Annotated in this window: 19 protein-coding genes and 2 tRNA genes; 12 read left to right on the forward strand and 9 right to left on the reverse strand. The window is 47.5% G+C overall.

The features are described 5' to 3' along the window. The first annotated feature begins 3 nt into the window (after nucleotides 1-3). Genes CWI81_RS11925 through CWI81_RS11935 form a run of 3 tightly spaced genes read left to right on the forward strand, consistent with a single transcriptional unit; the run spans nucleotide 4 to nucleotide 1,627 of the window. Nucleotides 4-345, forward strand: a complete 342-nt coding sequence (locus tag CWI81_RS11925; protein WP_126785536.1) for a DUF3802 family protein — start codon at nucleotides 4-6, stop codon at nucleotides 343-345. A gap of 8 nt (nucleotides 346-353) precedes the next feature. After that, the gene (locus tag CWI81_RS11930) at nucleotides 354-773 is read left to right on the forward strand and encodes an OsmC family protein (protein WP_126785537.1); all 420 of its coding nucleotides are present in this window, start codon (nucleotides 354-356) and stop codon (nucleotides 771-773) included. Continuing rightward, nucleotides 770-1,627 (forward strand): 23S rRNA (adenine(2030)-N(6))-methyltransferase RlmJ, encoded by an 858-nt coding sequence (locus tag CWI81_RS11935; RefSeq protein WP_126785538.1) that lies wholly within the window; start codon nucleotides 770-772, stop codon nucleotides 1,625-1,627. Before CWI81_RS11930 ends, CWI81_RS11935 begins: the two co-directional genes overlap by 4 nt. A gap of 3 nt (nucleotides 1,628-1,630) precedes the next feature. Here CWI81_RS11935 and CWI81_RS11940 read toward each other — a convergent pair whose 3' ends face one another. The 3 genes from CWI81_RS11940 to CWI81_RS11950 are packed head-to-tail and all read right to left on the reverse strand — an operon-like array spanning nucleotide 1,631 to nucleotide 3,814. Beyond that, a complete protein-coding gene (locus CWI81_RS11940) occupies nucleotides 1,631-2,530 on the reverse strand; it encodes a phosphoribulokinase (protein ID WP_126785539.1) in 900 nt (299 codons plus the stop codon). Between the two features lie 54 nt (nucleotides 2,531-2,584). Next, nucleotides 2,585-2,815 (reverse strand): SlyX family protein, encoded by a 231-nt coding sequence (locus CWI81_RS11945; protein ID WP_126785540.1) that lies wholly within the window; start codon nucleotides 2,813-2,815, stop codon nucleotides 2,585-2,587. A gap of 3 nt (nucleotides 2,816-2,818) precedes the next feature. Continuing rightward, nucleotides 2,819-3,814: a WD40 repeat domain-containing protein gene (locus tag CWI81_RS11950; protein ID WP_126785541.1), complete on the reverse strand. Its 996-nt coding sequence runs from the start codon at nucleotides 3,812-3,814 to the stop codon at nucleotides 2,819-2,821. A 95-nt stretch (nucleotides 3,815-3,909) separates the two neighbouring features. Between CWI81_RS11950 and fkpA the strand changes: the two genes are divergently transcribed. Then, nucleotides 3,910-4,668, forward strand: a complete 759-nt coding sequence (fkpA, locus tag CWI81_RS11955; RefSeq protein WP_126785542.1) for an FKBP-type peptidyl-prolyl cis-trans isomerase — start codon at nucleotides 3,910-3,912, stop codon at nucleotides 4,666-4,668. Between the two features lie 45 nt (nucleotides 4,669-4,713). Here the strand turns inward: fkpA and rsd are convergent, their stop codons facing one another. Continuing rightward, nucleotides 4,714-5,190: a sigma D regulator gene (gene rsd, locus CWI81_RS11960; protein ID WP_126785543.1), complete on the reverse strand. Its 477-nt coding sequence runs from the start codon at nucleotides 5,188-5,190 to the stop codon at nucleotides 4,714-4,716. Between the two features lie 92 nt (nucleotides 5,191-5,282). Between rsd and nudC the strand changes: the two genes are divergently transcribed. The 4 genes from nudC to CWI81_RS11980 all read left to right on the forward strand — a co-directional run bounded on the left by nudC (nucleotide 5,283) and on the right by CWI81_RS11980 (nucleotide 11,494). Further along, the gene (gene nudC, locus CWI81_RS11965; RefSeq protein ID WP_126785544.1) at nucleotides 5,283-6,089 is read left to right on the forward strand and encodes an NAD(+) diphosphatase; all 807 of its coding nucleotides are present in this window, start codon (nucleotides 5,283-5,285) and stop codon (nucleotides 6,087-6,089) included. Nucleotides 6,090-6,133: 44 nt separating this feature from the next. Beyond that, nucleotides 6,134-7,204 (forward strand): uroporphyrinogen decarboxylase, encoded by a 1,071-nt coding sequence (gene hemE, locus CWI81_RS11970; RefSeq protein ID WP_126785545.1) that lies wholly within the window; start codon nucleotides 6,134-6,136, stop codon nucleotides 7,202-7,204. Between the two features lie 132 nt (nucleotides 7,205-7,336). Next, nucleotides 7,337-8,392, forward strand: a complete 1,056-nt coding sequence (locus CWI81_RS11975) for an efflux RND transporter periplasmic adaptor subunit (RefSeq protein ID WP_126785546.1) — start codon at nucleotides 7,337-7,339, stop codon at nucleotides 8,390-8,392. A 3-nt stretch (nucleotides 8,393-8,395) separates the two neighbouring features. Continuing rightward, on the forward strand, nucleotides 8,396-11,494 hold the full coding sequence (locus CWI81_RS11980) for an efflux RND transporter permease subunit (RefSeq protein ID WP_126785547.1): 3,099 nt from the start codon (nucleotides 8,396-8,398) through the stop codon (nucleotides 11,492-11,494). A gap of 6 nt (nucleotides 11,495-11,500) precedes the next feature. On the opposite strand, the gene CWI81_RS11985 is transcribed toward CWI81_RS11980, so the two are convergent. Genes CWI81_RS11985 through rsgA form a run of 3 tightly spaced genes read right to left on the reverse strand, consistent with a single transcriptional unit; the run spans nucleotide 11,501 to nucleotide 14,147 of the window. Then, nucleotides 11,501-12,232 (reverse strand): glycerophosphodiester phosphodiesterase, encoded by a 732-nt coding sequence (locus CWI81_RS11985; protein WP_126785548.1) that lies wholly within the window; start codon nucleotides 12,230-12,232, stop codon nucleotides 11,501-11,503. Then, on the reverse strand, nucleotides 12,229-13,098 hold the full coding sequence (asd, locus tag CWI81_RS11990; protein ID WP_126785549.1) for an archaetidylserine decarboxylase: 870 nt from the start codon (nucleotides 13,096-13,098) through the stop codon (nucleotides 12,229-12,231). Before asd ends, CWI81_RS11985 begins: the two co-directional genes overlap by 4 nt. 5 nt (nucleotides 13,099-13,103) lie before the next feature. Further along, nucleotides 13,104-14,147 carry a small ribosomal subunit biogenesis GTPase RsgA gene (gene rsgA / locus CWI81_RS11995; protein ID WP_126785550.1) on the reverse strand — a complete coding sequence of 348 codons (1,044 nt, stop codon included), beginning with the start codon at nucleotides 14,145-14,147 and terminating at the stop codon, nucleotides 13,104-13,106. Nucleotides 14,148-14,219: 72 nt separating this feature from the next. Between rsgA and orn the strand changes: the two genes are divergently transcribed. From orn to CWI81_RS12015, 4 genes are all read left to right on the forward strand, one after another. Beyond that, nucleotides 14,220-14,774, forward strand: coding sequence for an oligoribonuclease (gene orn, locus CWI81_RS12000; RefSeq protein WP_126785551.1), 555 nt, complete (start codon nucleotides 14,220-14,222; stop codon nucleotides 14,772-14,774). 42 nt (nucleotides 14,775-14,816) lie between these two features. Continuing rightward, nucleotides 14,817-16,358, forward strand: coding sequence for a BCCT family transporter (locus CWI81_RS12005; protein WP_126785552.1), 1,542 nt, complete (start codon nucleotides 14,817-14,819; stop codon nucleotides 16,356-16,358). Between the two features lie 82 nt (nucleotides 16,359-16,440). Next, a tRNA-Gly gene (locus CWI81_RS12010) sits at nucleotides 16,441-16,515 on the forward strand. Nucleotides 16,516-16,550: 35 nt separating this feature from the next. Then, a tRNA-Gly gene (locus CWI81_RS12015) sits at nucleotides 16,551-16,625 on the forward strand. A gap of 9 nt (nucleotides 16,626-16,634) precedes the next feature. On the opposite strand, the gene CWI81_RS12020 is transcribed toward CWI81_RS12015, so the two are convergent. Together CWI81_RS12020 and CWI81_RS12025 are read right to left on the reverse strand one after the other, a co-directional pair. Beyond that, nucleotides 16,635-17,567, reverse strand: coding sequence for a histone deacetylase family protein (locus CWI81_RS12020; protein WP_126785553.1), 933 nt, complete (start codon nucleotides 17,565-17,567; stop codon nucleotides 16,635-16,637). Between the two features lie 27 nt (nucleotides 17,568-17,594). Next, nucleotides 17,595-19,445, reverse strand: a complete 1,851-nt coding sequence (locus CWI81_RS12025) for a GNAT family N-acetyltransferase (protein WP_126785554.1) — start codon at nucleotides 19,443-19,445, stop codon at nucleotides 17,595-17,597. Nucleotides 19,446-19,521: the final 76 nt, after the last annotated feature.

The following is a 19,521-nucleotide window of genomic DNA, read 5'->3' on the forward strand; positions in this document are numbered from 1 at the left end:
CCTATGATTGTAGAAACCGACGGTTATATTGAGTTGGTCCAATATTTGACGGGCCAACTACCGTTGTTCTCCCAAAACACTGGCAGTGCAACTACCGCTAACTATACATTGCGCGAACTGGTCGAAGAAAAGCTCGGCGAGAATATGATGGCGGTGTTTGAACAAAACGAGCTGGATCAGGAAACACGGCTTAATATTGTTCGTGAGGCGGACGCTATTATGTACGACCTTGAAGAAGTATTGTCGAGTGTTTTGGACAATCACCCTACAGCAGAGCAGGAAGAGTTTGTCACCGAGTTTGTTGGCTTGGTTAAAAACTTACTGGATCAACAACTGAATCAATAGGCGAGTAAATGGCAGACAATAAGCTCACGGCCACCGTTAAGTGGCTGGATGAAATGACATTTGTAGCTGAGTCAGGTAGTGGCCATCAGACTGTTTTTGACGGCAACAGTCCCGGTACAGCAGCCAGCCCAATGGAAATGATTTTAATGGCGGCAGGTAGCTGTGCATCCGTTGATGTTGTCAGTATTTTGGAAAAGACTCGGCAGCAAGTGGTTGATTGCCGTTGTGAAGTGACCGGTGAGCGTGTTGGTGAAACACCCAATGTTTTTAAAAAAATTCATCTAGAGTTCGTTGTGACCGGCCATAATGTTGAAGACAAACATGTTGATCGAGCGGTTAAGTTATCTGCTGATAAGTATTGTTCAGTCGCTAAGATGCTAGAGGCTAGTGTTGAGCTTAGCCATAGCTATAAAATTATTGCTGTATGAATTATCGTCATATTTATCACGCCGGTAATTTTGCTGATGTGTTTAAACACTTATTATTAACTCGGGCGCTGAACCATTTTAATAAGAAGAATAAACCCTACATGGTGCTCGATACACATGGCGGTATTGGTAAATACGATCTGGATAGTGAATTAGCCGGCAAGACAGAAGAGTTTACACAAGGTATTAGCCGGCTGGTTGAACAAACCAACTCTCCTGCTTTCGTGCAGCCTTATATTGAGTCGGTTAAGCAGCTTAATGACGACAATCAATTGCGGTTTTATCCAGGCTCTCCGTGGCTGATTCAGGCGTTAATGCGAGCGGATGATAGATTGATAGTGTGTGAGTTGCATCAACAAGACGCAGTCACATTAAAGCAAACGTTGCGGCCGCTTAGTGGGAGCAAAAAGCTCGAGGTACTAGCTCCGCAGGACGGTTATCAGGCAGTGAGCGCAAAATTGCCGCCGGCGGAAAAGCGTGGCCTTGTTGTTATCGATCCCCCGTTTGAGCAAGTGGACGAATTTGACCGCGTGATTGAAGCCTTAACGCAAGGGTTGAGGCGTTGGCAGAGCGGCAGTTATGCGCTCTGGTATCCAATAAAAGATCCAGTAAAAATTGCTAACTTTCATCGAGATGTCACTACTATTGCGGGTATCCCTAAAACATTAGTTATTGAGCTGATGATTCGCTCACCCGACGAATGTGCCGGGTTAAACGGGTGTGGTTTTGTGTGGGTAAATCCGCCGTTTGGGCTGGTTAATGAACTGGATGAGATACTCGCCTATATCTCACCATTGTTAGCGCAGAGTGAAGGCGCGGAGAGCCATTATAGATGGTTGGTCGAAGAGAGCTAAAGCTTATTTAGAGCTTATCCAGTCTAGCTGAGTCCTGGCTTTAAGTTTACGCTCGATTATCTGCTCTATCAGTGGCGTCAAAATAAGCTCCATCGCCAACGCCATCTTACCACCAGGAACTACCAGCGTATTAGTTCGTGACATGAAAGCACCTTCAATCATTTGTAGGTAGTAGGGAAAGTCGACATTCTTAATGCCACGAAAACGAATAACCACAAAACTCTCATCCAGTGATGGAATGTCCTTAGCGCTGAATGGGTTAGAAGTATCGACGGTTGGCACTCGCTGAAAATTAATATGAGTACGTGAGAATTGCGGAACAATGTGGTGAATATAGTCTTCCATACTACGCACAATGCTGGTGGTAACTGCCTCACGCGAATGTCCACGGTCTTGCGTATCGCGAATGAGCTTTTGAATCCACTCGAGGTTTACAATTGGCACCATACCGATGAGCAAGTCGACGTGCTTGGCGACGTCGTAGTCTTGGCCAGCAACACCGCCATGTAGCCCCTCGTAAAATAGCGCGTCAGCATCTTCCGGCAAGTCTTCCCAAGGTGTAAAAGTGCCCGGCATTTGGTTGTAGGGAACTGCGTCGTCGAACGTGTGTAGGTAACGCCGTACCTGCCCTCGGCCAGTTTTCGCATAGGTCCGGAAAAGTTCCTGCAAACGTTCAAAATCATTCGCCTCGGCGCCAAAGTAGCTAATGTGCTTACCTTGTTCCTGTGCTTTGCGGATGGCTAGATCCATTTCCGGGCGCGAATAACGATGAAAACTATCGCCCTCGACAAATGCAGCCGACACATCTAACGAACGGAAAATATGTCGAACCGCTTGACCGGTTGTGGTGGTGCCTGCCCCGGAAGATCCGGTGACAGCTATAATTGGGTGTTTCGCAGACATACTCAGCCATTAACAAAAAATGAACATCTGTTATACATGAGCTTCTCGTCCGTTTCAATAATGCGGGGGCGGCGGCTCCTGTTCCGAATTAGAGTTTTCCCCACTCGAATCATGTTGTAATTGGCTGACTTTTCGCCCGAGCCAGCGAATTTTCTCGTGCACATTGGCGAGCTCAGCGTTTTGCTGAGTGACCAACTGATTTAACGAATCAATAATATCTTCCTGAAAAGTCAGCTGGGTTTCCAGATTTTCTATGCGTTTTATTAGGTTATCGTTTGCACTCATTAACTACTCATTCCAATTTTTATCAAGTTGCCACCATTCCGCCAGGCCTGCAGAGTTCTCGCTAAAAACAATTTCTTCGGCTGGATAATAATGCACGGCAAGCACCGCAGCGCTGCTTGGCGTACGGTCGTCCACTAAGCTGACATTCCAGTGTTTAAGAGAGTCACCGGTCTTTGTATCCCACAGGTTTATGCGGCGTGAGGGCGAGCCTGTAATCAGCAACTCGCCGTTATCACTAAAGCGGGCACTACTAAATATTCGTTGTCGGTCAATAAACTGCAACTGACTGTGTTCCGAGCCATCGGGCAACCGCCAAATTTTGGCATTATCGGTACTGCCGGAGGTAAATACATATTTAGCCTGAGGATGAAGCGCGATTTGAGTAACTCGGTTTTTGTGCTGCCAACGGTGAACAATTTGACCACTGCGGGTGTCCCAAAGAATCGCAGATGCATCATTGCTACCACTAAGCACGTAAAAGCCGTTGGCCGATATCTCTACGGCATTAACTCGTTCGGAATGACCGTAGAACTCCAATCGTCTCCCGGATTTTGGAGAAAAAGCGACTTGTGTGCCGTCGCGCTTTGCCAGCACAATAGTGTTGCCATTGTCGCTGACGGCTAAATCCTGAATGCCACCACTGCCGATTTTCCAGAAGCCGAGGTTATTTCCGGCTTGAGCATCCCATAAGGCAAATTGGAAACGTGTGGCGGTAGCCACGACTTGGTCATCGGGGCTAATATCAATAGCAATAATTTGTGAAGCTTGGTCGTCATGTTGCCACTGAAACTTTGCGTTACCGGCGTAACGAGGCCACATTAGCAGCCCGTTTTCGTTAGTCGAAACCACACTGAATTCACCGCTGTCGGCAATATCAACAACGTAGGAGCCCTCGTCTGCATGAAGCTTTTGATGAACCTTTTCCGGTGCTGGACTACAAGCTGAAAGTACCAATAAAAGGAATGGCACTAAGACACTTAGTTTGTTACCAAAAGTCATGGGCAAGCTTCCTGTGGTTGTGTAGTATGGTGCTGACCTCATTATTGAATTATGGCATAGTCCGTTAAATAACGGGACGTAAATTGGAGAAAAAGATGAATCGAATGATAAAGCCTCTCGCGTTATCGGCGTTGACACTTACGTTGGCGGCCTGCTCGCAACAGGAGCAATATCCGGTCAGTGAAAAAGAATTAACAACAGAAGAACAGAAGCAAGCTTATGCTCTGGGCTCTTCGGTAGGTCGCTTTGTTGGGCGTAACCTCGATCAACAGGAAGATGCAGAAGTTATGCTTGACCGGAACATGGTTATCGCCGGCTTCGTTGATGCGGTTAAAGGTGAGGTTAAACTGTCCGAAGAAGAAGCAGAGACATTATTGAATGACCTACGCTCAACCGTAATGGAACAGCGTAAGAATGTATTAGGCTCTAAAGCTGCTGAAGAAGGCGAAGCCTATCAGCAGGAAAATGCTGAAAAAGAAGGTGTGACGGTTACTGATTCTGGTTTGCAGTACGAAGTTCTGGAACAAGGTTCAGGCACCAGTCCAGTGGCTGAAGATACTGTAGAAGTGCATTATGAAGGTAGCTTGGTTAATGGCGAAGTATTTGATAGTTCGTATGAGCGCGGCGAACCTACTGTTTTTCCTTTAAATCGTGTTATTCCAGGCTGGACAGAAGGTCTGCAACTGATGAAGGAAGGCGGCAAATACCGCTTTGTTATCCCTTCCGATTTAGCGTATGGCGAGCGTGAAGTGGGTGATGGCCAAATTCCACCTAACTCTACACTGATCTTTACTGTCGAGTTACTGGATGTGAAAGAACAGCAAAATCAAGAGTCAGAAACAAACGGTCAATAGCGTAAAAAGAGTTAGTTGAGGTGCCGGCTTTATGCCGGCATTTTCTTAGACACTTAGTAATTCGTTTTCATGTAAGTGATTTAATAAACGATCTTCAAACTCCATCCGCAGCTCCAGGGCTTCGCCTAGAGCGGATAAGTCACGATCAAACTGCGTCAAGTCATTACTATTTTCAATTTCACCGTAGCTATCGTTGAAGTCGAGTGCGATATCAGTAGTATCAGAAATTAGCGGGAATAAGTCATCCATCAAATCGTCCATCTGAATGTCTTTTTCTCGACCGGTGCGAACCAGTTGCCCGTAAATTTCAAAATGACCACTGGATACGTAATCCACTAGCTGACCGCAGAACTCGCGAATATCAGCGATATCAGGCAAACCATTGCGAACCGTTTCGTAAGGTGGCAACGCGGCCAATTTAAAATAATTGATTAATAGCTCCTGGCGTTCTGCCAGCCATTGATCAATGCTGTCATTGGCTCCGCCCCATTTTTTTTGGGCTTGTTCGCCTTTCGTTAACATGCGCTTCTCCGAACATCCATTATCTGTCACAATTTACTGTAAAAGTGACGTCTTTTAAATTCCCAACTCTGATCTCACCACAGGAGGCTCAAATGGTAAAGCCTTATTCAAGACCCGCTGCTGATGAACCCGCCTGGTGGTTTGTCGTTAGTTCTGATCAGATCTTATTAACTGAAGATAATGATTTACCGTTTGGCTGTCTAGCGGATTTGTCGTTTCCCTCACTTGATGACTACACCGTGGTGCAAATAGGCGAGCTGCGCGAAAGAAGCTGCTATCTGGTTATTGCTGACTACCTTGATGATAACTTTGTTGACGGTAAGTTTGAGCCCTTACGACAGCTGCTTGATGCAAGCGACCTGGAAAAATTTGCGATGGCGGGGAGAGCAAGGCAGTTCAGTGACTTTATTAGTACGCATCGCTTTTGTGGCCGCTGTGGTACTCGCATGCAAGCGGTCGACTGGGAGCTGGCAATGCATTGCCACCAATGTAACCATCGTTGTTATCCGCGAGTATCGCCCTGCATCATCGTCGCAATAACCAAAGGCGAGCAATTACTATTAGCCCAAGGCAAGCGGCACAAGCAAGGCATGTACTCAATTTTAGCGGGTTTTGTCGAAGCGGGAGAGTCGCTAGAGCAAGCTCTAGCTCGCGAGGTTCACGAAGAAGCAGGTATTCAGGTACAGAACATTGAATACCAATTAAGTCAGCCCTGGCCTTTCCCGCACTCATTAATGATGGGCTTTACCGCTGAATGGGCTGGCGGTGAGCTGCATATTGATCCACATGAACTGGTAACCGGAGATTGGTTTGATTTTGATGACTTGCCGCCGACGCCACCGGCGGGAACGATTGCTCATACATTGATAGAAAAGGCTATCGGCAAAAAAGCTGATTAGTGGTAAAATTTATAGTTATTGAAACCTAATATTGGATAGTAGTAATGCTAAAACCGGCGTTAAAGAATGACCGCTATTTGCGGGCCCTACAACAACAACCAGTCGACCGCACACCTGTATGGATGATGCGCCAAGCCGGTCGTTACCTTCCTGAATATAAGGCAACACGGGCCGAGGCGGGTGACTTTATGTCACTGTGTCGCAATACCGAGCTTGCCTGTGAGGTAACTTTACAGCCCCTACGCCGTTTCGATCTCGATGCTGCCATTCTATTCAGTGACATTCTGACCATTCCAGATGCTATGGGTCTGGAACTGTACTTTGAGACCGGAGAAGGCCCGAAGTTTGCGAAACCAGTGACCACACTTAAGCAGATTGAAAAGCTCGCCGTACCCGACATGGGCAGCGACCTTAAGTACGTTACCGACGCAGTTAGTTTGATTCGGCAAGAGCTAGATGGTGCGGTACCACTAATCGGTTTTTCTGGTAGTCCATGGACGTTAGCAACCTATATGGTAGAAGGTGGAAGTACTAAAAACTTCTCTAAAGTAAAGAAACTGATGTTTGCAGAGCCACAGGCCATGCATCAATTATTAGATGTGCTGGCAGAGTCGGTGATCCAGTATTTGAATGCGCAAATCGAAGCTGGAGCACAGTCAGTGATGGTATTTGATACGTGGGGGGGCGTGTTGTCGCCGCGCGATTATCAGCAGTTTTCGTTAGCCTACATGGAAAAAATAGTTAAAGGCTTAACCAAAACCAGTGAAGGACGTTCGGTGCCAGTGACTTTGTTTACCAAAAATGGTGGTCAGTGGCTGGAAGCTATGGCTGCAACTGGCGCCACCGCACTGGGTGTTGACTGGACTACTAACTTGGCTGAAGCTCGGCAACGAGTTGGTGGCAAAGTTGCGTTGCAAGGTAATATGGACCCGAGTGTGTTATACGCTAGTCCTCAGCGAATTGAGCAGGAAGTACAGGAAATATTGAAGAGCTATGGCCGAGGTAACGGTCATATCTTCAATTTGGGACATGGAATTCATCCAGAAGTCGACCCGGAACACGCAGCTGCTTTTATCGAAGCTATACACAAACATAGCCCTCAATATCACGATTAAGGCTAAGTTAGCGAAACCTCAGAACTTTTTGCGATTAATGCCCGCTTATCTTCGTTGGATGCACCGCCTTTTAGGCGGTGTTTTGCGTACAATAAGCTATGTTTATAAGTTTACATAGCCTTAGAGGTAAGCATGGCTCGACGTTCCTGGATCAATCCGCTGACAGTGGTTGTTGTTATTCTCCTTGCACTTGCAGTGTATTTCTTTGGGTTTCCGCCTGAAGAGAAAGTCCAGCAGCGAGAGCAGCCGAGTGTTCCGGTGCGGACTCAAGTTGCGGAAATAAGTGAGTTTCGCGATGTTATAGAAGCACTAGGTACAGCACAAGCAAATGAGACGGTATCCATTACTGCGCAAACTCAGGATGTGGTGCAGGCCATCTACTTTGAAAGCGGTGACTCGGTGGAAAAAGGTCAATTGCTTGCCGAGCTAAATGCCCGGAAAGAAGTTTCTCGAGTTCAGCAGCTAAAATTTAGTCTCGGCGAAGCTGAACGTCAGCTTGACCGGCTGACTGAGTTGCGTCGTGAAGATGCTGCGTCGCAGCAGCAACTGGAAGAACAGCAGGTTGAAGTTAACCGGATTCAGGCTGAGCTTGAAGTTGCCGAGGCAACCTTAGCAGAGATGAAAATTTATGCGCCATTCTCTGGGCGTGTCGGTATCCGTGAAGTGAGTCCGGGTGCGCTGGTTTCTCCTGGCGAAAGCTTTACGACTCTAGATGATATAAGCCCCATTAAGGTGGACTTTAGTGTTCCAGAGCGATACTTCGCTAGTTTAGCGCTTAACCAGGAAGTGATTACGCGCAATCGAGCTTACCCCGGCCAACAATTTATCGGCCGAATTACTAGTATCGATTCCAGAATTGACCCTGTCACTCGCTCGGTACGCGTGAGAGCTGAGCTACCCAATGAGAATGATTTACTACGCCCAGGGATGTTGCTGCAGATAACGTTATTAAGAAGTATTGATGAAACTTTGCTGTTGCCGGAAAAAGCGTTAATGCCAATACAGAGCCGACAATACGTGTTTAAACTGACGCCGGACGGGCGCGCTCAGCAAGTAGAAGTGCAGATTGGCCGCCGCAAGCCTGGTATTGTAGAAATTACCAATGGTGTAGAGCCCGGTGATGAAGTGATTGTGGAGGGCCTGGTTCGCCTTCGCGATGGTGTTCCTGTTAACGTACAGGAGGACTAAGCTGTGTTTTTATCCGATGTATCGGTAAAGCGCCCGGTTTTTGCGACGGTCCTGAATATTCTGTTGCTGATTTTCGGCATTGTCGCCTTCACCATGCTGCCATTGCGTGAGTTTCCGGATATTGATGCCCCTGTTGTAAGTGTCAGTACGGATTACCCGGGGGCTTCGGCAGAAGTTGTTGAAACTCAGATCACGCAGCTCATAGAGGAGCGAATCAGCGGCATAGAGGGTATTAAAAACATCAGCTCCAGCAGTCGACCAGGGCGTTCCAATATAAGTATTGAGTTTAATCTGAGTCGCGATATTGACGCCGCATCTAATGATGTCCGCGAGCGCGTATCACGAGCACTTGATAACCTTCCGGAAGAATCAGACCCGCCCGAAGTGTCGAAAGCATCTTCTGATGAAACCACCGTCGTTTGGTACAACTTGCGTAGTGAGAGCATGTCGATTCTGGAGCTCACCGATTACGCTGAGCGATATATCGTCGACCGACTGGCCGTTGTGGACGGTGTAGCCCGTGTCCGCATTGGTGGGGACCGTCGCTATGCGATGCGAGTATGGCTTGATCGTGATGCTATGGCAGCACGACAAATAACCGTCACCGATATTGTAAACCGCTTGCGCGAAGAAAACGTCGAGCTTCCCGCCGGCGAAGTTGAATCAACGGAGCGTGAGTTTTCGGTACGAATGGCAAGAGCCTATTTGTCCGAGGAAGATTTTAAGAATTTAGTCGTGCGCCGTGGCGACGACGGCTACTTAGTCAGGCTGGGTGAGGTAGCTCGGGTCGAGCTCGGTGCCGAAGACGATAAAACGGACTTCCGTGGTAACGGAGTTAACATGGTTGGCATTGGTATTATAAAACAATCCAAAGCCAATACGTTGTCGGTAGTAGAAAACGTTCGCGAAGAAATGGAACGGCTGGAGAAAACACTACCGGAAACGATGTATCTTGCAACCAGCTACGATTCGTCCATATTTATTCAAGGCTCCATCGACGAAGTTTACAATACATTGCTGGTCGCTATGTGTTTGGTGATTGTTGTCATCTACCTGTTCCTGGGTAATGTCAGAGCCACCATAATCCCGGCACTCACAGTGCCAGTAGCGATCATTGCGTCCTATATTGTGCTCTTTGCCCTGGGCTTTTCGATCAACCTACTGACGTTGCTGGCGCTGGTTTTGGCAATAGGCCTGGTGGTCGATGATTCGATAGTGGTACTGGAGAATATATACCGACGGATAGAACAGGGAGAGCCGCCTTTACTAGCGGCATATCGCGGTGCAAGGGAAGTAGGCTTCGCGGTGGTTGCCACCACCTTAGTATTGATATCGGTATTCGTGCCCTTGGCCTTCCTGGAAGGCAATATTGGTAAACTATTTACTGAGTTTGCCATCGCTATCGCTGCGGCGGTGGCGTTCTCCAGTATTGCCGCATTGACGTTAACTCCAATGTTAAGCTCCAAAGTACTGAGTCATAAGGAACGCACGAGTAAGTTCGGTAGAGCTTTTGATGCTTTCTTTGCCTGGTTGGAGCGTAAATACCGCTGGCTGTTAGAGGGCGCGGTAGCTAAGCCGATATTTGCGCTATTACTTGTCGTTCTGGCAGGTTTCGTCAGCTATGGTGTTCTCAAATTGGTACCGCAGGAGTTTGCTCCTCCTGAAGACCGAGGCACATTTTACATCAGTATACGCGGTGCTGAGGGGGCCAGTTTTGAATCCAACTCGAAGCACATGGATGAAATTGAACAAATTATCCTGCCTTATATCGACGAAAATAAAATAGACCGCGTGATTGTCCGTGCGCCAGGTTGGGGTAACTCAGCCGGTATTGCGATAGTTGGTGCCATTCCCTTTGACCAACGAGAGTGGTCGACGTTCGAACTAATGGAGGAAATGCGCGGCAAGCTCAATGAAGTTGTTGGCGTTCAGGCATTCGCCTTTATGCGATCTGGAATCAGCGGTGGCGGCGGCCGGCCAGTGCAATTTGTATTACAAGGTAATACTTATGAAAAGCTGGCAGAGTACCGCGACATTGTTATTGAGGAAGCGTCTAAGAATCCAGGTTTGCAGGAAGTGGACAGTGATTATAAAGAGACACTACCCCAGTTATTAATAGAAGTTGATGAGTCGCGCGCGGCGGATCTTGGTGTATCTGTGCAGGATATTGGTATTACTTTGCAGTCAATATTGGGTCAACGACGAGTCACTACTTATCTCGATCGGGGAGAAGAATATTATGTAATGCTTGAAGGAGAAAAAGCGGATTATCGCAGCCCAACGGCAATTGATAATATCTATGTTCGGTCAAGTCGCAGTGACGAGTTAATTCCATTGTCCAATGTGGTTCGTATTACCGAGAAAGCGACCTCCGGGGAGCTCAATCGCTATAACCGCATGCGCAGTGTCACGATAGAGGCTAACTTAGCGGAAGGCTACTCGCTCGGCGAAGCTTTGAGCTATCTAGAGGGTGTGGTAGACGAGAAACTGCCTGAGGATGTTTCAGTCGACTATAAAGGCGAATCACAGCTGTATCAGGAAAGTGGCAGCTCAATTATCTTTGTGTTTGGACTAGCGCTGATTATCACTTTCTTAGTGCTAGCCGCCCAATTTGAGAGCTTCGTGCATCCACTGGTTATTATGCTGGCGGTACCGATGGCAATTGTTGGTGCCTTTATTGGCCTTTATGTGACCGGGCAGACGATCAATATTTATTCGCAGATCGGTATTGTCATGCTGATTGGCCTGGCCGCAAAAAACGGGATCTTGATTGTGGAATTCGCCAACCAGCTGCGTGATTCTGGTATCGAGTTTAAAGAAGCCGTACTACGCGCGTCGCAGCAACGGTTGCGACCTATAGTCATGACGGCTTTTACCACGCTGATGAGTGCCTTACCGTTAATTTTAGGAAGCGGACCGGGCCACGAAAGCCGCATGGTAATAGGGATAGTTATTTTCTCAGGAGTGGCTGTTTCGGCCTTTCTGACGTTATTCGTTATCCCGGCGCTGTATGTTTTAATGGCGAAGAACACGTCTTCACCATTGACCAGAACCCGCAGACTAGAATCTATGCAAGAGGACTACCCTGACCATCATCACTAGTCAGTGTTAGCAATAGTGATAAAGGGGTTCGTTACCACGAGGTGGCAACCCCTTTAGTATGTTTTTGGCGAATACGGGGTTATTGGTGAAGATCCCGTCGACCCCCATTGCATAAAGCTCTTCGATATCATGTTGCTCATCGACGGTAAAAACAAACACTTCAAGATCTCGGCGATGGCCATCATCGACCAATTCCTGGGTTACAAAATCGACATTTACGTGAGCGGCACAGGCCTTAAGGCGCGACGCAAAATCACAGTAATCGAGTGGGCAGGATGTTGTTAATGCTCCGATGGCAACCTGCGGGCGGCGATGTTTTAAGCGTTGTAGCCAATGATGGTTAAACGATGAGACTAAAAACTGAGGCAACTCAAACTCAGTATTCTCCAATGCGTAATCAATATCTTGCAGTAGCTCTGGGCTTGGCACATCCCCCTTAAGCTCTATATTGACGTTACAGCGGCCGTTTATGTGTTCTAAGGCTTGGCGTAAAGTGGGTATGGGCTGCTGCCCAAATACTTTTAACTGATTGATTTGGCCAACCGATAAATCTTTAAGACGCCCGGGCGTTGCGGTGAGACGTTCAAGGTAACGGTCATGGAAAACAAACCGCTCGCCGTCAATCGCATAGACATCCAGCTCGATTCCATAGACTTGTGCATCCAGAGCTTTGCTAAATGCGGCTAAGGTATTTTCCGGCGCCTCTGCGCTGGCACCACGGTGCGCCCAAACCTTCATTTTGCCTTGCGTGCCATAACCTGACCCATCCGGGTAACTGACTCGGGACCAAGCTGAACATCAAACTGCACTGCGTCTTCAGCGAATGCCAGCACGACGGTAGAACCTAATTTAAAGTGACCCATTTCCTCGCCCTTGCTCAGCCTTATTGCATTGGCACCGGATGTTGGATAGTCCCAGCTGTGCACCCGATCGCCGGTTGGAGGGGTGACTGTGCCCGACCACACGGTACCGATACTGGCGACAATGGTGGCGCCAACTAAAACCATGGCCATGGGTCCATGATCGGTCTCAAACAAAGCCACAACGCGTTCATTGCGAGCGAATAAATTGGGAACATTTCTTGCTGTTAACGGGTTTACAGAAAATAGATCGCCTGGAACATAGATCATTTTTGTTAAGGTACCGTCACAGGGCATATGAATTCGGTGGTAGTCTTTAGGGGCTAGATAAATAGTCGCAAAATCACCTTCCATAAACGGCTTTGCGTCCTGTTTATCACCGCCGAGCAGCTCGGTTAACGAGTAATCGTGTCCTTTCGCCTGGAAAATCTGTTCGCCGTTAATCTTTCCAAGTTGACTGACAGCACCGTCAACCGGATGGGCCAATTCGTCCTGCTCTGTAAGCAGCGGTCTCATCTCTGGTTTAAGATAGCGGGTGAAAAAATCGTTAAAGGTTTGATAATCAGCAGGTTGCTCGTGAATAGCTTCACTCATATCCACTTTATAGTTTTTAATAAACCATTTAATAAATAATTGAGTAAAAATACCGGCCTGAGCAGCCGCAAAGTAACCCACCAAACGCGACAACAAGTGTTTTGGAGTCACGTACTGCAGAGTAATTTTAATTCGATCGGTTGTTGACACCTTAATTAACCTCTTACTAATGCCCGAGGGGGCTTTTTGGTATTCATTGATTCGATAATACGGTGATAGTTCTGTAATCGCCAGTCGGCGACCTCCCCTTTTTCGACCGCTTCTTGCAACGCACAGCCTGGGTCGTTTTTATGTTTACAGTCGCGAAATTTACAGCCGCCCAGGAAAGGACGAAAATCTTTATAACACCATGCGACTCTCTCCGGCTCAAGGTGCCATAACGAAAACTCTCTAATGCCCGGAGAGTCGATCAGGGCTCCTTCTTCTTCTAACAGGTACCAGGTCGCGACCGTAGTGGTATGCTGCCCCAGTCCGGAGTTTTCAGATACTTCCTTAGTGTGAGTATTCACCTGCGGCAAAATTTGGTTAACGAGTGAGGACTTACCAACGCCAGACTGACCGACCACAATTGAAGTATGCTGGGGAAGCTGCCGCATTAATGGGGTTAAATCTTGCTGAGTCGTGCTGCTGACTTTTAAGGTTGTGTAGCCAATCCTCTGATAGTGTTCAAAGGACGATGTAATCTGTCGCTGTTGCTGCTCATCCAGATCGCCGAGTAAGTCGGTTTTATTGAGCACGATAATGGGTTCAATGCCAATATCTTCGCAAGCAACAATATAGCGGTCGATTATTTGAGTACTGTAGGCGGGTAGCACACTGGACACGACCAGAATCTGATCAATATTTGCCGCAACCGGCTTTAATCCGTCGTAAAAATCTGGTCGCGAAAGTAGGGTTTCGCGTTCGTGTACGGCCTCTACAACGCCCTGCATACCGTCCATTGATGCCGTAGCGCGGCGCCACTGGACACGGTCGCCACAAACCAAACTGTTAATATTACGCCTTATATGGCAGCGAAAAGTCTCGGCGTTGTCGCTCATCACGTCAGCGTGCTGGCCATAACGACTAATAACACGGCCTTGCTCGGCTGGACCGAGTTGGTCGCTTTGGAAATCAACATCGACTTGCTCAAGCCGTTTACGCTGATTGCTTTTAACGCGCCGCTGCTGACCTTTATTGAGCCGTTTTTTATTCACCAAGCCATTCAACCTGTTGCTGTTTAAAAATTAACGCTATCATACCTGAAATTATAGCGGTTTTAGAGTGTGATTATGAGTGATAACGAGAAAAGTCAGCGGCTGGTATGGATAGACCTTGAGATGACTGGGTTAGAGCCGGAACAGCACCATATTATTGAGATAGCAACGATAGTGACTGATGCCGAATTAAATACGATTGCAGAAGGTCCTGTCATCGCCATCAATCAGCCTCAACACTTGTTGGATCGGATGGACGACTGGAATGTGAAAACACACACTGGCTCGGGACTTGTCGAACGCATTAAGCAGAGCAACCACGACGAAGGCCAGGCGGCCAGAGAGACGCTGGAATTTTTAAAACAATACGTGGAGCCTGGAAGCAGCCCAATGTGCGGTAATAGTATTTGTCAGGATCGGCGCTTTTTAGCCAAACATATGCCAGAACTGGAAGCTTTTTTCCATTACCGAAACCTTGATGTTAGTACCTTGAAAGAACTTGCTAAACGCTGGAATCCGACGGTCTTAAACAGTTTTAAAAAGCAAGGTGCACATGAAGCATTGGCAGATATCCGTGAGTCGATTGGTGAACTAGCCCATTATCGGGAAAACTTTTTAAGGCTGCCCTAAGTACTTTATGTGAGTGGAAACTGATAAAGAGAGAGACAAACTATGGCAACGGAAAGCGAGCAACGCCGTTTAGGAGATCCAATTGTGCTAGTACTGACAATGGGATTTATAATTGCTTTTGTTGCCCTGTCTCTTTGGGATATTGAGTATACAGCGGCAGCGATTAGTTCGGGGTTTGGCTGGACAGCTAAGTATTTTGGTTCTTTTTTTCAGGCGCTGCTGCTGCTGACTTTCTTTATTGCGCTGTTTACCGGGTTTAGCCGCTATGGAACGGCAAGAATTGGTGGCACCTCGAAGCCTGAAATAAGTACGTTCCGCTGGTTATCGATGATCCTATGTACATTGCTGGCTGGTGGTGGTGTTTTTTTTGCAGCCGGTGAACCGATTTATCACTATCTTGTTACGCCACCAGCCTATGATACCGAAGCGGCGACGCCGGCAGCTATCGCTCCTGGCTTGGCTCAATCGTTCATGCACTGGGGTTTTTTAGCATGGGCGGTGCTAGGCTCATTGTCCGCAATCGTGTTGTCGTACTCTCATTATGTAAAAGGCAAACCATTGCAACCGAGGACATTGCTGTACCCGGTGTTTGGCGAACGAATATTAAAAGGCTGGGTTGGCAGCGTAATCGATGCTTGCTGTGTCATTGCGGTGGTCGCTGGTACCGTCGGGCCTATAGGATTTCTCGCTACTCAGGTAAGCTTTGGCTTGAGCGAACTGTTTGGAGCAAAAGACGGTTTTGCATTGCAGCTGACTATTTTAGCGATGTTAGCTGCTATTTATATGACCTCCGCATTAACGGGTATTCATAAAGGGATTCAGTTTTTAAGCCGGATGAACGTGTTTTTGGCGTTGGCCATAGCGGCGGTTATTATTTTGTTCGGGCCTACTTTGTTCTTAGCCAATAGTTACTTGCAGGGGATGGGGAACTACCTTGGTTCGTTCTTTGAGATGGCGACCACAACTAATGTAACGGCTCCGGATTGGTGGATGCAATGGTGGACCGTATTTTTCTTTGCCTGGTTTATTGGTTATACCCCGTTAATGGCCGTATTTGTGGCCAGAATTTCAAAAGGTCGAACTATCCGGCAAATGATAACCGCGGTCGCTATCGTAGCGCCCGTTGTGACGACTCTTTGGTTCACGCTACTCGGCGGCTCGGGCATCTATTTTCAGGCCGAAGGAAGCTTCGACTTAACTGAAGCGTTAAAGAATTTTGAGTTTGATATAGCCACATTAACAGTGGCTCAGGCTTTGCCGGGCGGTAAGATTATGGCCGCGGCGATACTGTTGCTAACCACTGTGTTTGTGGCGACAACCGGTGACTCCATGAGTTACTCAATCGCGATGGTTGGTGCCGGTCACGATGAACCGAACCCCTGGGTGCGAGTTTTTTGGGGTGGAGCAATGGCGACGATGGCAGGTGTGTTGTTATATATGGGGTCGGGCCAAATAGGCGTACTCCAGCAGTTTATTGTAATCACCGCACTGCCGGTGTCGCTTATTATTCTGCCAACCCTTTGGACAGGACCGCAAACCGCGAAAGCGATGTGGCACGATGAACAACGAACAGCAACTGACTAAATGTTCAGCAGCCACCGCAAAATTGCCGAAAAACTATTGACGTATCCGGTGTAATGGGTAGAATACACGCCGCACTGACGAAGCGGGAATAGCTCAGTGGTAGAGCACAACCTTGCCAAGGTTGGGGTCGCGAGTTCGAATCTCGTTTCCCGCTCCAGCGTCAGCGTCCTCATAGTAATATCTTCATTGAATGCGGGAATAGCTCAGTGGTAGAGCACAACCTTGCCAAGGTTGGGGTCGCGAGTTCGAATCTCGTTTCCCGCTCCAAAGTTTTCGTTATACTCCGTCGTTACCGAGCATAGCTTTTAAATGAGCGACTACGCTGCGGCCTAAGGCACTCAAGTCATAACCACCTTCAAGTGTCGACACGATACGCCCATGGCAATGCTTATCAGCAAGTCGTTTTACGTGTTCAGTTACCCAAAAATAATCATCTTCTTTTAACAGAAACTGTGACATCTCGTCTTCGATGTGGCCATCAAAGCCGGCTGAAATTAAAATAAGTTGTGGCTTAAACTGATCAATTTTAGGAAACCAGTTGTTATAAACAGCTTCACGCCACTCCAGACTTTTGCAGCCCGGTGGTAGCCCAATACTGAGTATGTGCTCATTGTTATGATTCTCGTCAACAAACGGGTAAAGCTGCTTCTGGAAAGAAGAGCAAAACAATACCCGCGGGTCGTCCTCGAAAATATCTTCGGTGCCATTACCATGGTGAACGTCAAAGTCGATAATAGCGATTCGTTTTAACCCGTATTGATGCATGGCATAATGCGCTGCTATTGCAATATTATTAAAAATACAGAAGCCCATAGCTTGGTTCCGGGTAGCATGATGTCCAGGTGGTCTAACTGCACAGAATGCCTGGTGATTTAGGTTCTGCATAACGTGGTCAACGGCGTTGAGGTTAGCACCTGCTGCCATTAGCGCTGCAGCAAGCGTCTGAGAAGTCATAGGAGTGTCCGGGTCAAGCCAGATATAGCCGTCGTCCGGGGCTTTATCGAATAGTTCATCGACATAGGCATGGTCATGCGCGCGATAGATGTCTTCCAGCGAGGCTGCGGTTGCCTGCTCTCGGACTAATACAAAGTCCAGCCCCGAACGTATTATTTGATCGTTGATCGCATCGATCCGGGCCGGACTCTCAGGGTGGTTTGGCTCAGGGTTGTGTAGCGAGCAGTCATTATGAGTGAACAGCGTAATAGACATCGTTTTTCCTGTGCGAGCAGTTAATAATTAGTCGTTAGATTCTGCTTTTTGGGTTAATGATAGCTTCAGCAAAACTTCACCCGGTTCGTCAGCGGGGATTCGCTTAAAGCCTGCTTTTTCAAAGACATTCAACATTGGCGTATTGTTGGCTAATACGACAGCCTGCATGCTGTCTAAACCGCGAGACATAGCAATACGTGCCATCTCCTGGAGCAGCATGCTCGCCATCCCTTGCCCTTGATAATGTTCTCGTGTGACAAACGCAACTTCGCAACTGTTTTGTTGCTCAATTAAGTAGTAGCGGCCTACAGCCATAATTTTTGCTGCTGAACCCTTTTGGCGGACAATACACAACGCCAAATCTTTGGACTGATCGATGCTGACCAAGGTGCAGGACTTTTCCCGGCTCATATGAGTGGGGACAGCGTTATATCGGAGCTGTAAGGTGTCTTTGGTATGCGAGTAAAAAAACTCCTGCAAACGACGCTCGTCCGAGGGGTATAAAGGCCTTAAGTCAAACTCTTCGCCTTTAAAGTTAATCTTTTTAAAGCCAATAGAGCCCAGCTCCGGCACATCGGAAGGTGTTTGTTGTTGATAATGCGGTACCCAATAATGTTTGCGTACTTGTTGTAGTAGGTGCTGCCGAAATTTTGGATGAGCTACGCGAATCAGCTCCAGAGCCCGTTCCCGAATACTCTTGCCGCGCAAAGAAGCAACACCAAATTCTGTCACTACGTAATGAACGTGTCCGCGTGAAGTAACGACGCCAGCTCCTTCTCTAATATGCGCAACAATCCTCGATACTTTGCCATCCGCAGTGGTCGACGGTAGTGCAATAACCGGTTTTCCGCCTTTGCTCAACGAAGCTCCCCGGCTAAAGTCAACTTGACCGCCAATGCCACTGTAAAACTGATGGCCGATAGAATCAGAGACAACTTGCCCGGTTAAATCGACTTCGATAGCACTATTGATAGCGACTAAATTATCATTACGCGCGATATTGGTGGGTGAATTAACATATTCACTCGGATAAAAGCCGACATGCGGGTTTTTATCCACAAAGTCGTAGAGCTTTTGGGTACCCATGCAGAAGCTGGTAACAATTTTGTTCGGATGGAACGTTTTCTTCCGGTTGTTAATCACTCCGTTAAGCATTAACTCCATGATGTCATCGGTGATAAGCTCGCTGTGCACGCCAAGATCTTTGTGGTTGGCTAAATATCTTAGTGCAGCGGCGCAAACACGACCGACCCCAATTTGAAGGGTACAGCCATCATGCACTAACAACGCAATGTACTGTCCAATACGTTCGATAATTTTATTGTCTTCGGTGGACGGCGGTTCAAGAACTGGTAGCGCTTCAGAGTGTTCCCAAAAATGGTTAATTTGGTTTTTATGCAAGAAAGATTGGCCATAGGTTACCGGCATTTGAGGATTAATCTGAGCGATAACGGTATTAGCCGATTTGGCAGCGGCGGAGACAACGTCGACTGCAACTCCCATTGAGTGGTAGCCGTATTTATCCGCAGGGCTCACCATAATGAGTGCCGCATCCAGCGGTAAAATTCCATTTTCGAACAAATTGGGAATATCAGAAATAAAGCATGGTGTGTAATCCGCACGTCCTTCATTAACCGCGGTACGGACTGTCTCTCCACCAATAAAAAAGGTATTTACTTTAAATAACTGCTGGTGCTCCGGCCGCGCCCATTTGTTGTCAGATAACGTCATTAATTGCACCACTTCAATATCGTGCAAGTTTTTTGAGTGCTCAATCAGATCGTTGATCAAAGCCGTTGGCACTGCGGCGTGAGAGCCAATAAAAATGCGCTGCCCTGACTTTAAAATTTTTGACCAATCAAGTTTACTAGTTGCCATGTCAGCCTCAGAATATTCCTTTCTCAGTACTTGGTATCGGTGTTAAAAATAAGTTATTATTTGTCGACTCTTTAAC

The organism is Idiomarina seosinensis, assembly GCF_003987275.1.
GTDB classification, from domain to species: domain Bacteria; phylum Pseudomonadota; class Gammaproteobacteria; order Enterobacterales; family Alteromonadaceae; genus Idiomarina; species Idiomarina seosinensis.

What these genes read in the sequence shown, in the direction of transcription:
- CWI81_RS11945 (WP_126785540.1), bottom strand. Translation starts at nt 2,815, where the DNA reads ATGAGTGCAAACGATAACCTAATAAAACGCATAGAAAATCTGGAAACC.
- CWI81_RS11975 (WP_126785546.1), top strand. Translation starts at nt 7,337, where the DNA reads ATGGCTCGACGTTCCTGGATCAATCCGCTGACAGTGGTTGTTGTTATT.
- CWI81_RS11935 (WP_126785538.1), top strand. Translation starts at nt 770, where the DNA reads ATGAATTATCGTCATATTTATCACGCCGGTAATTTTGCTGATGTGTTT.
- CWI81_RS11985 (WP_126785548.1), bottom strand. Translation starts at nt 12,232, where the DNA reads ATGAAGGTTTGGGCGCACCGTGGTGCCAGCGCAGAGGCGCCGGAAAAT.
- fkpA (WP_126785542.1), top strand. Translation starts at nt 3,910, where the DNA reads ATGAATCGAATGATAAAGCCTCTCGCGTTATCGGCGTTGACACTTACG.
- CWI81_RS11940 (WP_126785539.1), bottom strand. Translation starts at nt 2,530, where the DNA reads ATGTCTGCGAAACACCCAATTATAGCTGTCACCGGATCTTCCGGGGCA.
- CWI81_RS11930 (WP_126785537.1), top strand. Translation starts at nt 354, where the DNA reads ATGGCAGACAATAAGCTCACGGCCACCGTTAAGTGGCTGGATGAAATG.
- nudC (WP_126785544.1), top strand. Translation starts at nt 5,283, where the DNA reads ATGGTAAAGCCTTATTCAAGACCCGCTGCTGATGAACCCGCCTGGTGG.
- CWI81_RS12025 (WP_126785554.1), bottom strand. Translation starts at nt 19,445, where the DNA reads ATGGCAACTAGTAAACTTGATTGGTCAAAAATTTTAAAGTCAGGGCAG.
- rsd (WP_126785543.1), bottom strand. Translation starts at nt 5,190, where the DNA reads ATGTTAACGAAAGGCGAACAAGCCCAAAAAAAATGGGGCGGAGCCAAT.
- CWI81_RS12005 (WP_126785552.1), top strand. Translation starts at nt 14,817, where the DNA reads ATGGCAACGGAAAGCGAGCAACGCCGTTTAGGAGATCCAATTGTGCTA.
- hemE (WP_126785545.1), top strand. Translation starts at nt 6,134, where the DNA reads ATGCTAAAACCGGCGTTAAAGAATGACCGCTATTTGCGGGCCCTACAA.
- CWI81_RS11950 (WP_126785541.1), bottom strand. Translation starts at nt 3,814, where the DNA reads ATGACTTTTGGTAACAAACTAAGTGTCTTAGTGCCATTCCTTTTATTG.
- CWI81_RS12020 (WP_126785553.1), bottom strand. Translation starts at nt 17,567, where the DNA reads ATGTCTATTACGCTGTTCACTCATAATGACTGCTCGCTACACAACCCT.
- CWI81_RS11925 (WP_126785536.1), top strand. Translation starts at nt 4, where the DNA reads ATGATTGTAGAAACCGACGGTTATATTGAGTTGGTCCAATATTTGACG.
- orn (WP_126785551.1), top strand. Translation starts at nt 14,220, where the DNA reads ATGAGTGATAACGAGAAAAGTCAGCGGCTGGTATGGATAGACCTTGAG.